This window comes from Salinispora mooreana (genome assembly GCF_000379065.1).
In the GTDB taxonomy this organism is placed as follows: Bacteria; Actinomycetota; Actinomycetes; order Mycobacteriales; family Micromonosporaceae; genus Micromonospora; species Micromonospora mooreana.
In genome coordinates this window covers 3899855-3914590 of record NZ_KB900614.1, presented here as the reverse complement: position 1 = coordinate 3914590, position 14736 = coordinate 3899855, and the positions used below count along the sequence as shown (strand labels likewise).

General features: G+C 65.4%; 12 protein-coding genes, 1 tRNA gene and 2 pseudogenes. 7 read left to right on the top strand and 8 right to left on the bottom strand.

Features of this window, described 5'->3' with window-relative positions; genetic code table 11:
- Positions 1 to 57: 57 nt before the first annotated feature.
- Together SALPAC6_RS0118615 and SALPAC6_RS0118610 are read left to right on the top strand one after the other, a co-directional pair.
- Positions 58 to 2253: a (Fe-S)-binding protein gene (locus SALPAC6_RS0118615; RefSeq protein WP_018254867.1), complete on the top strand. Its 2196-nt coding sequence runs from the start codon at positions 58 to 60 to the stop codon at positions 2251 to 2253.
- Positions 2254 to 2570: 317 nt separating this feature from the next.
- A complete protein-coding gene (locus tag SALPAC6_RS0118610; RefSeq protein ID WP_018254866.1) occupies positions 2571 to 3578 on the top strand; it encodes a C40 family peptidase in 1008 nt (335 codons plus the stop codon).
- 143 nt (positions 3579 to 3721) lie between these two features.
- On the opposite strand, the gene dcd is transcribed toward SALPAC6_RS0118610, so the two are convergent.
- A complete protein-coding gene (dcd, locus tag SALPAC6_RS0118605; protein WP_018254865.1) occupies positions 3722 to 4300 on the bottom strand; it encodes a dCTP deaminase in 579 nt (192 codons plus the stop codon).
- 78 nt (positions 4301 to 4378) lie between these two features.
- Between dcd and SALPAC6_RS0118600 the strand changes: the two genes are divergently transcribed.
- Entirely contained in the window at positions 4379 to 4915 is a 537-nt protein-coding gene (locus SALPAC6_RS0118600) for a pyridoxamine 5'-phosphate oxidase family protein (RefSeq protein WP_018254864.1), read from the top strand.
- 72 nt (positions 4916 to 4987) lie between these two features.
- Here the strand turns inward: SALPAC6_RS0118600 and SALPAC6_RS0118595 are convergent, their stop codons facing one another.
- The gene (locus SALPAC6_RS0118595; protein ID WP_018254863.1) at positions 4988 to 5995 is read right to left on the bottom strand and encodes a zinc metalloprotease; all 1008 of its coding nucleotides are present in this window, start codon (positions 5993 to 5995) and stop codon (positions 4988 to 4990) included.
- A 294-nt stretch (positions 5996 to 6289) separates the two neighbouring features.
- On the opposite strand from SALPAC6_RS0118595, the gene SALPAC6_RS0118590 reads away from it, so the two are divergent.
- A tRNA-Gly gene (locus SALPAC6_RS0118590) sits at positions 6290 to 6363 on the top strand.
- A gap of 113 nt (positions 6364 to 6476) precedes the next feature.
- On the opposite strand, the gene SALPAC6_RS0118585 is transcribed toward SALPAC6_RS0118590, so the two are convergent.
- From SALPAC6_RS0118585 to SALPAC6_RS30385, 4 genes and pseudogenes are all read right to left on the bottom strand, one after another.
- Complete coding sequence (locus SALPAC6_RS0118585) at positions 6477 to 7340, bottom strand: alpha/beta fold hydrolase (RefSeq protein WP_026189822.1); 864 nt, start codon at positions 7338 to 7340, stop codon at positions 6477 to 6479.
- Positions 7341 to 7594: 254 nt separating this feature from the next.
- Positions 7595 to 7816: pseudogene (locus SALPAC6_RS31415) on the bottom strand (IS982 family transposase); the annotation flags it as partial.
- A 580-nt stretch (positions 7817 to 8396) separates the two neighbouring features.
- Complete coding sequence (locus SALPAC6_RS0118580; protein WP_026189821.1) at positions 8397 to 9143, bottom strand: thioesterase II family protein; 747 nt, start codon at positions 9141 to 9143, stop codon at positions 8397 to 8399.
- A gap of 407 nt (positions 9144 to 9550) precedes the next feature.
- Positions 9551 to 9799, bottom strand: a pseudogene (locus tag SALPAC6_RS30385) (IS5/IS1182 family transposase); the annotation flags it as partial.
- Positions 9800 to 10190: 391 nt separating this feature from the next.
- Between SALPAC6_RS30385 and erm the strand changes: the two are divergent.
- The gene (gene erm / locus SALPAC6_RS0118575) at positions 10191 to 11024 is read left to right on the top strand and encodes a 23S ribosomal RNA methyltransferase Erm (RefSeq protein ID WP_018254860.1); all 834 of its coding nucleotides are present in this window, start codon (positions 10191 to 10193) and stop codon (positions 11022 to 11024) included.
- Positions 11025 to 11072: 48 nt separating this feature from the next.
- Here erm and rfbB read toward each other — a convergent pair whose 3' ends face one another.
- Together rfbB and SALPAC6_RS0118565 are read right to left on the bottom strand one after the other, a co-directional pair.
- Positions 11073 to 12062, bottom strand: a complete 990-nt coding sequence (gene rfbB / locus SALPAC6_RS0118570; RefSeq protein WP_018254859.1) for a dTDP-glucose 4,6-dehydratase — start codon at positions 12060 to 12062, stop codon at positions 11073 to 11075.
- Positions 12063 to 12184: 122 nt separating this feature from the next.
- A complete protein-coding gene (locus SALPAC6_RS0118565; RefSeq protein WP_026189820.1) occupies positions 12185 to 13069 on the bottom strand; it encodes a sugar nucleotidyltransferase in 885 nt (294 codons plus the stop codon).
- Between the two features lie 140 nt (positions 13070 to 13209).
- On the opposite strand from SALPAC6_RS0118565, the gene SALPAC6_RS0118560 reads away from it, so the two are divergent.
- Positions 13210 to 13689, top strand: coding sequence for a GNAT family N-acetyltransferase (locus tag SALPAC6_RS0118560; RefSeq protein ID WP_018254857.1), 480 nt, complete (start codon positions 13210 to 13212; stop codon positions 13687 to 13689).
- Positions 13690 to 13799: 110 nt separating this feature from the next.
- Positions 13800 to 14696 carry an LLM class flavin-dependent oxidoreductase gene (locus tag SALPAC6_RS0118555; protein ID WP_026189819.1) on the top strand — a complete coding sequence of 299 codons (897 nt, stop codon included), beginning with the start codon at positions 13800 to 13802 and terminating at the stop codon, positions 14694 to 14696.
- Positions 14697 to 14736 lie beyond the last annotated feature (40 nt).

The following is a 14736-nucleotide window of genomic DNA, read 5'->3' as shown; positions in this document are numbered from 1 at the left end:
ACCAGGTGCCGATCGCCGAGCCGCTCGAGGCAGTAGTAGACCGGGAGGGCCGACTCGATGGGCAGCGTCCAGATCGTCACCACGATCGTCGCGGCCGCCATCACCGCTGTGGCGGTGTGGCTCGCCGTGCGGGCAGTCATGAAGATGGTGGCGGTGATCCGGTTGGGCCAGCCGGATCCAGCCCGCTTCACCGATCGGGCCACGCGGACGAGGACGATGCTGGCGGAGACCGCCGGTCACACTCGGATGCTCCGCTGGAGTCTCGTGGGTGCCGCGCACTGGTTCGTGATGGTCGGGTTCATCGTGCTGTCGCTGCTCGTGCTCGAGGCGTACTTCGAGGTTGTCTCCCCCACCGGCGGGCTCCCGCTGGTCGGTAGCTGGGCGGTCTACGGTCTCGTCACCGAGCTGCTCGGCATCTTCGGTATCGCCAGCATCCTGGTGTTGATCGCGATTCGGGTGCGTAACCGACCGACCCGGCCCGGTGGAAGGTCCCGGTTCACGGGCTCAACCATGTGGCAGGGCTACTTCGTCGAGGCCGTCATTCTCGGCGTCCTGGTGATGGGCTTTCTCATCCGGGGCTTCAAGGTCGCTACTGATCACTTCGAGTACCCGGTCTGGGCGGCGCCGCTGAGCCACGCCGTCGGCGGCCTGCTACCGGACTGGGAGGCCGGGGTCAGCGTCGCCGCTGTCATCAAGATCGCGATCTCGATGGCCTGGCTGATCGTCATTTCGCTGAACGTGACCATGGGGGTCGCCTGGCACCGCTTCCTGGCCTTCCCCAACATCTTCTTCAAGCGCGACCCGGGCCGACCGGGCTCTGGGCTCGGTGCGCTGCGGCCGATGAGCAGCAACGGCGAGCTACTTGACTTCGAGGAGGCGGACCCGGAGAAGGACCAGTTCGGCGTCGCCCAGGTCGAGCAGTTCACCTGGAAGGGGTTGCTGGACTTCAGCACCTGCACCGAGTGCGGTCGCTGCCAGTCCCAGTGCCCGGCCTGGAACACCGGTAAGCCGCTGTCGCCGAAGCTGTTGGTGCTCAGCCTCCGCGATCACGCCTACGCGAAGGCCCCGTACCTGCTGGCCGGTGGTGGCAAGGATCTGACCGGTGCCGAGAAGGCCACCGACGGGCAGCTCGCCCACGTTGACGCGCTGGCGCTCGCCGAGGCGGAGAAGCCGTTGATCGGTGGCGCCGAGGAGTCCGGCGTCATCGACCCGGACGTGCTCTGGTCCTGCACCACCTGCGGGGCCTGCGTCGAGCAGTGCCCGGTCGATATCGAGCACGTTGATCACATCGTCGACATGCGCCGCTACCAGATGCTCATCGAGTCCAGCTTCCCCTCGGAGGCTGGGGTGATGCTGCGCAACCTGGAGAACAAGGGCAACCCGTGGGGTGCCCCGCAGAACACCCGGGAGGACTGGACCAAGGGACTTGACTTCGAGGTGCCGCGGGTCGGCGAGGTTGACGACTTCGAGTACCTGTTCTGGGTTGGCTGCGCCGGCGCCTTCGAGGACCGGGCCAAGAAGACCACTCGGGCGGTCGCCACGCTGCTGCACGAGGCCGGCGTCTCCTTCGCCATCCTGGGTGAGGGGGAGACCTGCTCCGGCGATCCGGCTCGCCGGATCGGCAACGAGTTCGTTTTCCAGATGCTCGCCCAGCAGAATGTCGAGACCCTGAACGAGGCGTTCGACGGCCGGGAGAAGAGCCGCCGCAAGATCGTCGCTACCTGTCCGCACTGCTTCAACACCCTGGGCAACGAGTACGGGCAACTCGGTGGTGAGTTCGAGGTTGTGCATCACACCCAACTGCTGGCCCACCTGGTGGCCACCGGCACGCTCACTCCGGTGCAGCCGATCGACGGCGGCGTCACCTACCATGACCCCTGCTACCTGGGCCGGCACAACCGGGTCTTCGCTCCACCGCGTGAGGTGCTCGGAACGGCGGTCCAGGGCGAGGTCACCGAGATGCCGCGGAACAGTGAACGGTCCTTCTGCTGCGGCGCCGGTGGCGCCCGCATGTGGATGGAGGAGAAAATCGGTAAGCGGATCAACGTGGATCGGGTTGAGGAGGCCATGTCGACCGGCGCAGCGACGGTTGCGGTCGGCTGCCCGTTCTGCTCGACGATGCTCAACGACGGCGTGAACGGTAAGGGCGCTGGTGAGCAGGTCGAGGTGGTCGATGTGGCGAGCGTTCTGCTCCGGTCGGTGCGCCCCGAAAAGCCGCCGGTTGACCAGGAGAGTGCGCAGGTCGCAGGCTGATTCTGCCCGGGTCGGGGACGGCGGCGGCACCCGTTGGTGCCGCCGCCGGTCGCTTCGCCCTCAGCCCCGATTAAATATCGACTACCAACGGTAGTGGTTGTGGATGTCAATCCGGTGGAGATCCGCATGTTTCAGCCGGGCCGGCACTATTTGTGGGCGGGTGACTACGCAGAAGTGAAAGCTGCTCGTTTGCCTTGATTCCGTACCGGGCCCTCTCTATCGTTGTGCGTTGGCCGCGGCGGATCGTCTGCCTCGTATCCCCGTCCCGAGGTGCCCCGTGGTCCGGGTTGCAAAAGGAGTCGGTGCCGGTGGCAACCATGCCCCCTCATCGCCAGGACTCGGCACGGCAGCGCCGTCCGGAAGGACTGCGTCGGGCCGCTCACGGTCTGCTCGCCGCGGTCGCCGCGGTCGCGGTCAGTATCGGTGTGTTGGCGGTCCCCGCGTACGCCGAGCCGACCGTGGAGGAGATCGAGGCCGCGATCGACGAGCAGTGGCGCGAGATGGAGCCCACGATCGCGCAGTACAACAAGGTTCGGGCGAAGCTGAAGGCCAACCGCGAAAAGTCGGCGGAGCTGGCGGAGAAGCTCGCTCCGCTTCGGCAGAAGAGCGAGGTCGCGAGGAAACGGATCGGCGGCCTCGCCTCGCAGTACTACATCGATGGGCCCTCGCGGGAGCTCGGCGCGCTGCTGGTAAGCGACGATCCGAATGAGATCAGCGAGGAGTTGGCCCTGCTGAATCGGGTTGCCCTTATGGAGCACAAGCAACTCGAGGAGGTGCTGGCAATCCGCAAAGAGTACGAGGACCAAAAAAAGAAGCTCGATGAACTGATTGCCGCACAGGACAAGCAGGAGAGCGAGCTGGCGGCGAGAAAGAAAAAGATCGATGCCGAGATCAAGCGGCTCAAGGACTCACTCCCGGTGACCACGGTGTCGACCTCGCAGTGCCCCACCATCAACGGTGTGGTCAGCGAAGCTGCCCGGACCGCCATCCGGACCGCCTGCGCTCAGGTGGGTGACCCGTACGTGTGGGGTGCCACCGGTCCCAATTCGTTCGACTGCTCCGGGCTGACGCAGTACGCGTACAAGGCGGCCGGCATCTACCTGACGCACTACACCGGTGCCCAGTGGAACGAGGGCCGGGCAGTTTCGCACTCCGAAGCGCGCCCCGGTGACCTTGTCTTCTTCTCCAGCCCCAGCAACCTGCACCATGTCGGCCTGTACCTGGGCAACAACCAGATGGTGCACGCGCCCCGGGCCGGCAAGCCGGTCATGGTTGCCAACATCTACTACATGTCGGGTATCGCCGGCTTCCGTCGACCGGGCTGAGCCGGCGACTGGACGAGGCCCCCCGGACGGCTTGCCGTCCGGGGGGCCTCGTCGTCTGCGTCTGTCGGTTCCGGCGGTGCCGCCACCGGCTCTTCCGTGGGGGCCGCCGGTTCGCCCGTGAGCCGCTGGGGTGTCGCCCAGCGTCAGCGCGTCGGCCAGGTGCGCCAACTCTGCCAGGAGCGGCTGGGCGTGGGGCCCCGCTGCCCCTGGTACCGGGAACCGTAGACGGCCGATCCGTACGGGTGCTCGGCGGGTGAGCAGAGGCGGAAGATGCAGAGCTGACCGATCTTCATGCCGGGCCAGAGCATGATCGGCAGGTTCGCCACGTTGGAGAGTTCCAGCGTCACGTGGCCGGAGAAGCCCGGGTCGATGAAGCCGGCAGTCGAGTGGGTGAGCAGCCCGAGCCGGCCGAGCGAGCTCTTGCCTTCCAGCCGGCCGGCGAGCTGGTCCCCGAGCGAGATCACCTCGAGGGTGGAGGCGAGCACGAACTCGCCGGGGTGCAGCACGAACGGCTCACCGTCAGGCACCTCGACCGCCGAGGTCAGGTCGTCCTGCTGCTGGGACGGGTCGATGTGCGTGTACAGGTGGTTGTTGAACACCCGGAAGAGCTTGTCCAGCCGTACGTCGATGCTGGAGGGCTGGACCAGCGCGGGATCGAACGGCTCCAGCGCCAGCGTGCCGGCCTTGATCTCAGCGGCCAGGTCACGATCGGAGAGAAGCATCGGACCACCATAGCGAGTGGGACGACACGCGCCCATTTCGCCTGGGCATTCGAACGGACGTTCGATAGGGTGCGGGGTATGGCTTCCTGGTCCGAGTTCGCCGCCGACGTACCCCGTCTCGCCGACGGGGTCCGCCGGCTTCTCCAGCAGTACGGGCCGGGCCTGGGCTACCTGGCCACGGTCCGCGCCGACGGCGGTCCTCGCGTGCATCCGGTCTCCCCGGTGCTCACCGAGGAGGGCCTCTTCTGTTTCGTGATTGACTCGCCCAAGCGGCGTGATCTGGAGCGCGACGGGCGTTATGCGCTGCATTCTTTTCCTGCGGAGGAGAGCGACGACGAGGCTTACCTCGCGGGTCGTGCTCGACTGGTTACGGATCCGGCCCGGGTGACCCGCTTGGCGCGCCGGCACTGCGCGATTTATGACATCGACTGGCGGCTCTTCGAGTTCAGTATCGATGTCGCGATGGTCGCCCAGCACGACATCGCTGGCGTGGCTAGACCGGCGGTTCAGGTGTGGCTGGAGCCGGGTGGTCCGGCCGCGGCGGGCCACACCGGTCAGCCTCAACGTGCCGGCTCGCCGACCCCCACCATTGACCAGAGCAGCGCAGCGGCCTGATCGTCGGCCGCCGCAAGAGCCGCTGCCGGCCCCAGAGCTTCAGAGCCGGCAGCAGACCGCACCGGTCGAGGGCTATGCCCGATACGTATTCCAGGCGGTCAGCATGCGGCTGGCCTGGCCCGGAGTGAACTCGTACATGCAGGAGTCGTACGTGTAGTCCATGAAGTTGTGGATCGGGTCCACGCCCGCCGCAGAGCAGGTGTCTCGTCCGGTCGGGCACTGGTAGGCCGGGGAGGCTTCGGCCGGGGTGTCGCTGACCTCGTCGCCGGAGCTACTGCAGCCGCCTTGGAAGGTGTGGTAAAGGTTCAGCCAGTGGCCAACCTCGTGGGTGCCGGTGTCGCCGAGGTTGTAGTTGGTGGCGGTGCCACCCGGCAGCGACTCGTTCAGCACGACGACGCCGTCCATCTTGTTCACTGAGCGTTTCGGGAAGGTCGCCCAGCCGAGTAGGCCGCTCGAAAGGTCACCGAGGTAGATGTTGAGGGTTTCCGCACCACCGACGCGCAGTGAGCTCTTCATCGACCGTTCCGACGACGAGCCATAGTTGATCGGGTACCAGCTCGGGTTCGTGACCCGGTTGATCGACTGGAGTGCGAAGCTGAAGGCCGTTGGAGCGCCACCGGTCGCCCCGCTGAACGAATCGTTCAGTACATCGATCTGCGAGTAGATCATGGAGTCCGGGATGTTGCCGCCGGCCCGGCTGCTGTTTTCCTGGATGACGTGCACCACCACCGGGATGGCGACCGACGCGGGGGCCACGGGTGCAAACGCGGCGGCACCCTCGCGCCGTACCTGCATCTCCACCAGTTCGGCCAGCTCGTTCTCCCGTGCTGCCACCTGGGCTTCGGTCAGGTGGTTCGGGTCGTGTTCGGTGATGCTGCCCGGCCGGGCCTTGGCGTCGGCGTGGACCGGCTCGCACTCCTCGCTCGCGGCGTGTTCCGCGGCGTGTTCCGCGGCGTGGTCCGCGAGCGGCGCCGCGTGCGCCGGGACGTAGCCGGCCGTGACGGCGCCGAGAAGTAGCGCGAGCGACGTTGACGCGATGCCGGCGCTTCGGCGGGACAGTAGGTTGGGTCGGAGGCCCATGGGCCACCTCCTTCTGGCAGCACAGCGGGGGGGTGTGCGTGCCATGGCAGGAAACGTGGGGCAGACCTTACAAGACATCGACAGCTTTGAAAATGCTGAGCCGGCGAGGAAGGGCCTTGCCAGTAGTTCGCTCCGTCTCCCCTGGCTGGGCTCGTCCGATGGGCGGTGCGCGGCACCGAGGTTCGCGGCTGCGGGTCCAGCCCGCTCTGGTGGCTGTCGGGCCACGCAGGCCGCTCGTGTCGGCGGGTACCGGGATGTGCGCTGCGCGGCGCTTCAGGTAGAGTGGTCCCACATGCGGGTGTAGTTCAATGGCAGAACATCAGCTTCCCAAGCTGACAGTGCGGGTTCGATTCCCGTCACCCGCTCCACGCACGAAAGCCCTGGTCAGGACAGATATCCCGCCAGGGCTTTCGTTGTTCTAGGCGACTGAAACAGGTGGTCGTGCCATTAGCGTGCCTCGGTGGCCGGTCCGTCGCCGCGACTAGGTGCCCGCCCTGGTCAACAGGGTGTTGAGGATCGGCTCGGCATGTGTCCACAGCACCGCTCCGCCGATCGCAGGTACGAGGTGATGCCGTGCACCGGGTATCCGGGCGGCGAGCAACGATCCGTTGTCTGGCGAGTGGCTCTGGTCCAGTTCGCCGTACCAGACGTCGACTGGCACGGAGATTCTATCGAGGTCGATGGGCCAGGGGCTCATTGCCAGCACTGTGTCCCGCGCGTACCCAGCCGCCCCTTGCGCGAACGCCTCGTTCACGGCCCGACGATAGGCGTCCGCGAACCCGGGCTCGCGGTACACCGCGAGGTCACACTCAGGGCTGCCGTGCAGTACAAAATCAAGCAGCGTGTCGGTGCTGTATCCGGCGAAGAAGCGCTCTGCTTCAGCCGCGTCACGTACCGTCCAGTCGACGAGCTTGCGTAGCTCGGCTGGCAGTGCGGAGGCGAATTCCGGCGCGGCCACCTCGTCGGCGCTAGAGACGATGGCGAGGGCAGCGGTGACACCCCCCTCTGCGCAGGCCAGCGCGAACGGCGCGCCCTGCGAGTTCCCGACCATCGCGGGCCGGCCCAATCCGCGCATCGTGGTGAACTGTCGGAGGTCGGCGACGAAGTCGGCGAACGTTCGACCGGGCAGCGGCGTCGAGGCGCCGAGCCCTGGACGTTCCACAGAAACGAGTCGCACGCCGAGCCGGTCGATGACTTCGGCGCCGAACCCGAGCCAACGGCTGGTGGCGGCACCAGGCGAGAACAGCACCGGTGTCCCATCCGGCGTTCCCCATTCTGCCCAACCCAGCAGCCGCCCATCAGAGAGCTGGACTTCACCAGTGCGGTCAGGAGCTGTGACGTACATGGAGTAATCAAATCAAGTGGGATCGGCCTTCCTTCCGACGGCCCGTGCCCTACCCGCATGTCCTTCTGAGCCGCCGCCACCAGTGCTCAGAGGGCACCCCCGATCGCACCCGTCGACGACGATCACACTCCCCGGCTGGCGCCACGGGCCTTCGGCGCCCTCGAAGTCAGTGGCCAGCAGTGCTACAAGGACGGCGCATTCTCGCTGCGTCGGCGGCCTTGGGTTCAAGGCATTGATCGTCCACCACCCCCTCGGGATTGTCCGGGCAGGTACGCCGAAGCCCCGGGGAGATGTCCAGGGATGAGCCGAAGCCAACGGGCTTCGGAGCGCACGTCGAGCAGGGCCTGAGTCATGGCCAGGGTGAGCAGTTCGGCGTCCGAGAGCCTGGGTGGCCGTCCGGGCCTACGCCGCCGTCCGAGCCAGTCATCGATCTTCACGTAAAGTGCCGTCAGAAAGGTGTTGAGGTCGGTCGTCACAAACTGATCCTCAACACCCTTCGTCTATCTCCACCGCCCAGGGTCGTGGAGACTTCCTCGGCTAGGAGCAGGGCGGCCGAGCTGGAATTATGGCTGGCATGCTCGCTGCCGGTTCCTGTGGAGTATAAATGCCGTACCTGCTGACGTGAACACACGGTTGGTCGATGGTGCTCGGATCACACAAGGTGACGTTGAGTGCGTGATCAGGGCGTTTTCCGCTGGTGTGGTGACATTGCCGAGCGGTCAGGTTGTCGGTTGCGACCCGTTGGTAACCCCGATTCGGCGGTGCCGTTCACGGTCACGAGGTATCGGCGGGTTTGCGCATGGGAGGCGGCGTTCCAGCAGAGCGGAAGTGAGCCGGAGGACCGCACCGCTGCTCTCCAGCTTGTTGTCCGGCACCCGACACCAGATTCGGGTCGTCGAATATCGCGCGCACCACCGGCGTGTCGTGGCGTCATCTCACCTGCGAGGTGCCCTTTCGAACCGAGCGATAGAAGCCTGAAGAACTCCTTTCCTTCTGGCTCAGAGGGCACTTTCTATATCCAGGGTCCTGCCGGTTCCCTTCATCGGCGATCGAGGCTCAGGCTTCGGTGAGGATCCGTGCCACGACGCCGTTCACGTCGTTGCGGTAGTCGCTGAGGTAGAAGTGCCCGCCTGGGAAGACAAGTACCTCGGATGCCTGGGTGGTGTGCGCGTGCCACTTGTACGCGTCCGCGAGAGGGACCTGCGGGTCGGTGTCGCCGGTCAGTACCGTGATCGGTGTGGAGACGGTCGCATCCGGCTGCCCCCGGTGCGTCTCGATCGCGCGATAGTCGGCCCGGATCGCCGGGAGGACCAGCTGCAGGAGTTCGGCGTTGTCGAGCATGTCGTTCGAGGTACCGCTGAGGTCGCGCAGCTCTGCGATGATGCCGGCGTCGTCGAGTAGGTGCACCTGCTCGGTGCGGACCGCCGACGGTGCCCGGCGGCCGGAGGCGATTATGTGCCGCGGGGTGATGCCGAGTTTGGTCTCTAGCCGCACCGCGACCTCGAATGCCAGCGTGGCCCCCATGCTGTGTCCGAATAGCGCCAGGGGGCGGTTGGTCTGGCCCCGTATTGCGTCAAATATGCGGTCGGCTAGTTCACTTAGGTTTTCTATACATGGCTCGTGTCGGCGGTCCTGCCGGCCCGGGTACTGCACGGACAGCACCTCGACCGTGGGCGTCAACGCGCGTGACATCGGGAAGAAAAAGCTTGCTGAACCGCCAGCGTGTGGGAGGCAGACAAGCAGGATCTCGGCCTGCGGGCAGGGGTGAAAGCGGCGGATCCAAAGGCTTTCTTCGTCTGTCATCGGCGACGCTTTCTGTTGAGTTGGGGGGAGCTTACCGCCTCATCGTCCGGCCCGGCCCCACCCCTTGGAGGGTGACGATTTTCACTGGCTAAACCCTGGTCTTTGTGATATAGCTGTTGTGGGCGGCGGAGCGTTGACGTGTGGTTCGTGATGGTATGAAGACGGGGAGGTCCTACCCCGGGGCTGGTTCTGATGAAATCGAAGGCTATCACGCCTGTTGGGTCAGCGCTGATTGAGTGTTGGCCGCTGTGGCCGAGTAGGCGTGACGTGCCACTGAGAGATTGCAGCAGCCTCCTGCGGGATTGACGTTCTCCGCGGTTCTTACCCACGGCGTGCACTGACTTTTCGGGACGCAGGGACCGAGACCTGTGGCGCTGCTTTCGGCATCGTCGTATATTGAGCTCTCTTCATTCTGCGTAGCGAATGGCTTCGGCCCGACGCAGGACGAGGATGGCCTGCACGATCGTGGTGCCTCGGCGCCGGCCGCAGCGGAGCTTGGCCAGAATCCTCCAGGTCTTGAGGGTGGCGATGGCTCACTGCGGGAGCGGATTTTGGCGTGCGGCTCGGTTGGCCACCTATTGCCGGCGTGACAGCTTGGGCCGGAAGCGGCGTTGTTGGAACGGGGTGCGCACGCTGCCCCAGGCCCCTCGGTAGCCCTAATAGAGCGGCGGTGTGGCAGTGCCTCCCCAGGAAGGGAACGAATATTTCCTGGACGGTTTCGACCAGGCGGTCACGGCCCGTGAACCAGAAGGAAGCCGCCATTGCTGACGGTTGGGGGAGTGCCGTGGCTTTCTCCGTTGATGGGTCTCGGCGGCGCAGCCAGCGAACGTATGAAACATGTGGAGCCGGAGTTCGGGGCGGGTCTGGGTGCCGCGTTCCACAGAGTCGGGTATAGTGTTCGGCATGAGTTTGATATGTTTCAAAAGGTTCCGCCACGTATAGTGGCGGACTATTCGTTCTTTCGATGAGCTCCGCCTCGCGGCAGTCAGTGCCGGTCGGCATTTTACCAGCCCGCCGGCTCCGAAATGATATTCGCGGAGCAAGCCCATGCCCTATCGAGAGTACGCCGGACGACATGAGTTCGGCCAGAACTTCCTGATTGACCGCTCGGTGATCGGCGAGATGGTCGAGCTCGCCGCCCGCGCCGAAGGCCCGATCGTGGAGATTGGCGCCGGCGACGGTGCCCTCACCCTCCCCCTGAGTGGGCAAGGCAGAAAAATTACCTCAATAGAGATCGATGCAAAGCGTGCGAAACGGCTGAGTCGGCAGACTCCGGAGAACGTCACCGTGGTCTGCGCGGATATTCTGCGCTTTCGGTTTCCCCGGTACCCACACGTGGTCGTCGGGAACGTTCCTTTCCATGTGACGACGTCCATCATCCGGATCCTGCTCGCTGCCGATCACTGGCATACGGCGGTGTTGCTGGTTCAGTGGGAGGTGGCCCGTCGAAGGGCGGGTGTTGGCGGCGCCTCGTTGCTGACCGCGAGCTGGTGGCCCTGGTACGACTTCGAGCTGCATGCGCGGGTCCCGGCCCGAGCCTTCCGCCCGGTTCCCTCGGTGGACGGCGGGCTGCTCACCATTGCCCGTCGGGGGACTCCATGGGCCAGTGACCGCAAGGCGTACCAGGAGTTCGTGCGGCAGGTTTTCACTGGTAGGGGGCGTGGTCTCGGTGAGATCCTCCAGCGGTTGAGGCGAATCAGCCGCCGCGATCTACACGAGTGGATGCGGGAACACCACGTGGGACCACACCTCCTTCCGAAGGATCTTGGCGCTGACGAGTGGGCCTCCCTATGGCGTTTGGTCGGGCCGGCTCGACCAGACAGAGGTGGCCAGCCGTCGCCGCGTCGACCACGGAAACCCGCCCCGATTCGACGAGGATGACGCTCGTGGGGCCGAGCCAGTACCTGGGTCGGCCCCACCGCCGCATCGTCAGGTCGTCGCCGTTGTCGACACCTTTCTCGGCTCCCACCAGTCGCGGTGGGTGCGGTACCACTCCACGGTGTCTGCCAGCCCATCGGAGAAGCTGATCCGGGGGGAGTACCCGAGCTCCGTCGAGATTTTTGAGATATCGAGGCAGTAGCGCAGGTCATGGCCCTTGCGGTCAGGTACCCGGCGAACAGCGGAGGCGTCCGCGCCACAGATATCGAGCAGCTGGCCGGTCAAAGTGGCGTTGGTCAGTTCGGTACCGCCACCGATGTGGTAGATCTCACCGGCCCGGCCCTTTGATGCGACGAGCTGGATACCCCGGCAGTGGTCGTCGACGTGGAGCCAATCTCGACTGTTGCGCCCGTCCCCATAGAGCGGCACGGTCAGGCCATCCAGTAGATTAGTCGCGAACAGGGGAATGAGCTTTTCGGTGTGCTGGTACGGGCCGTAGTTGTTGGAGCAGCGGGTGACGGAGACCGGTAGCCCGTGGGTGCGGTGGAAGGCCAGAGCCAGATGGTCGGAGGAAGCTTTGCTGGCGGCATACGGTGAGTTGGGCGAGAGCGGTTGGTCTTCGGCCCAGGCGCCGTGTGCGATCGAGCCGTAGACCTCGTCGGTGGACACGTGCACGAACCGGTCCACGCCCGCCCGCGTCGCCGCCTCCAGCAGGGTAAAGGTGCCCTGCACATTCGTCCGGACGAACTCGGAGGCATTCGCGATTGACCGGTCGACATGTGTCTCGGCCGCGAAGTGCACGACCAGGTTGACCTCACGCATCAGTTTGTCGACGATCACTGGGTCGCAGATATCTCCCTGGACGAACGTCAGGTTCTGCTGGTTCGCCACCGGCGCGAGATTGGCCAGGTTGCCGGCGTAGGTCAGTTTATCGAGTACCAACGTCCGCACATTTTCCCAATAGGGGTAGACGTCGGACAGTATCCCCCGGACGAAGTGCGAGCCAATGAAGCCTGCCCCGCCGGTTACCAGGATGCGCATGAGGAAAGCCTTTCTCGGGCTCGGCTACCGCCCGCTCGGAGTGCAAAAAAGAGACGTACTTACTCACCCTTCCTAGCCCGCCGGCGGTGGGTGCGAGATAGGTGCCGGTCGGTTGTTGTGTATCAGTACTGGGCAATGGGTGACTTCCAGTCGCGCGATCGGAGTAGGTAGTCCCCGTAACCACTGCGAGTGAGCGGACCTGCAAGGGCGCACAGCTCGTTATCGGCCAGGAAGCCGGCGCGCCACGCCGCTTCCTCCACACACCTGATCCTGAATTCCGGTCGTTCCTCGATCACCCGGACGTACTGCCCGGCCTGGACAAGTCTGGCGAACGTGTCGGTGTCCAGCCATGCCGTGCCCCGATCGAGCAGGGTCAGGCTTAGTGCGCCTCGGCGCAGGTATTCCTGGTTGATCGAGCTGATTTCCCACTCGCCCCGGCCTCTCGGCGTCAACTGTTCTGCGATCTCCACCACGTCGCTGTCGTAGAAGTAGAGCCCTGGCACGGCGTAGCGTGATTTAGGCGAGGCGGACTTCTCTTCGATGGGGAGCACCTGTCCCGCCTCGTCGAACTCCACCACCCCGTACGCCGATGGGTCCGCGACCGGACAGCCGAAGACTTCTGCGCCGGCCGGATTCGTATGGCCGGTCAACTTCCGGCCGAGTCCAACACCGTGAAAGATGATGTCGCCCAGGATGAGGGCGGCGGGGCCGTTGTTGAGGAGTTCCCGGGCAATGACAAATGCCTGCGCAATACCTTCAGGTCGGGGTTGCGCTCCGTATGTCAGGGAACGACGCCACTGTGTACCGTCGCCTGGCAGGCGCTGGAACTGCGACTGACCCTCTGGACTGGTTAACACCATAATTTCCCTGATTTTGGCCGTCACCAGCGTCGATAGCGGACAGTGGATCACGGGCTTGTCGAAGACCGGCCGCAGTTGTTTCGACACCGCCTGTGTGATAGGCCACAAACGTGATCCCGTGCCTCCGGCTAGCAGGACTCGTCGCACTGCTGAAGTGTAACAACAAGATCGCTTAGAGTGAATCTAGGATTTGATTTACGAAAGATATCATTTACGTCCTGGTTGTATGACTTTGTCATCTGGGTAGAGTGCTGCGGTTAGCCTGCTTTGTCGGGTAGCCTTCGGCCATGGGTCAGGTCGTGAAACTGCGGGACATGTGCCAGGACGAGTACGACGTCTACTCGGATCAGCAGCTCCGGGAATATGTGGAGTCCCAGACCGGGTTGGTGTCGACCGAAGCCGCCCGGAGGAAGGCCTTTCGGGATCGGGAGCAGTTCCTGCCCCACGGGCTGGCTACCGAGCGCCATCGGCTGTTGGTGGCGGAGAACAGCAGCGGTGAGGTGGTCGGAGTCCTCTGGCTCGGCTTGGACGATCCAACCAGCAAGTCGGCCGAGATGGCCTGGATCTTCGATATCAGGGTTGATCCCGCCCACCGACGGCTGGGCTACGGCGCTGCCATCCTGTCGGCGGCCGAGGAGCTGGCCCGGGAGGCGGGGGCGCTGCGCCTGGGGCTCAACGTCTTCGGCCACAACAAGCCGGCGATCGCCCTGTACGAGCGCAGCGGGTACGAGATGACCGCTCAGCAGATGGCGAAACCACTGCGCTGACGGACGGCGCTTTGCTGCGTGCGGTGGTCAGCAGCTGGGTGAATCCGTTCACGTACCGCCGAGTCCTCGCACTGGTCTCCTGCTGCCGGGTGGGGAAGGCGGATAGTCTGGTGATCATGCGGATCGGCATTGTGATCCTTCCAGACCAGCGCTGGGCGGATTCGGAGCGGCGTTGGCGGCAGGCGGACGAGTGGGGCTTCGACCACGCCTGGACCTATGACCACCTGGGCTGGCGGGATCTGGTGGACGGGCCGTGGTTCGACTCGATGACCACCCTGACCGCCGCCGCGGTCGCGACCCGCCAGATCCGGCTGGGCACCCTGGTCGCGTCGCCGAACTTCCGGCATCCGGCAGCCTTCGCCCGCCAGGTCACCGCCCTCGACGATGTGTCCAACGGCCGGGCCCTGCTCGGTCTGGGTGCGGGCGGCATCGGGTTCGACGCCGCGGTGCTCGGCGGCGAGACCCTTCCACCACGGCAGCGGGTGGACCGATTCAGCGAGTTCGTCGAGCTGCTCGACCTGGTGTTGCGTGAGGACGGGACGACGTGGCGGGGTGACTGGTTCACCGCGGTTGAGGCGCGGAACAACCCGGGCTGCGTCCAGACGCCGCGGGTGCCGTTCGTCGTCGCCGCCAACGGGCCTCGTTCGATGCGGCTCGCCCTCCGGTACGGCCAGGGCTGGGTCACCACCGGCCCGACGACCGACGACATGGAGGCGTGGTGGGAGGGTGTGGCCGACCTGGCCGCTCGACTGGACAAGTCGCTGGCGTCGGTCGGCCGTGAGCCCGGTGCCCTCGACCGGCACCTGTTGGTGGACTCCGCGCCCGTCTTCTCGCTCCGTAGCGCGGACTTCTTCGCCGAGCAGGTGGGGCGGGCCGCGGCACTCGGTTTCACCGACGTGATCACCCACTGGCCCCGGTCCAGTAGCTGGTACGCGGGGGATGAGGCGGTCCTGGTGGAGGTTGCCTCCCGGCTGCCGGAGCTACGCCGGCTGACCGCTGACCGCTGACCGCCCCGAACCGGCGACCGACTGACCTCGGGCGACGGCC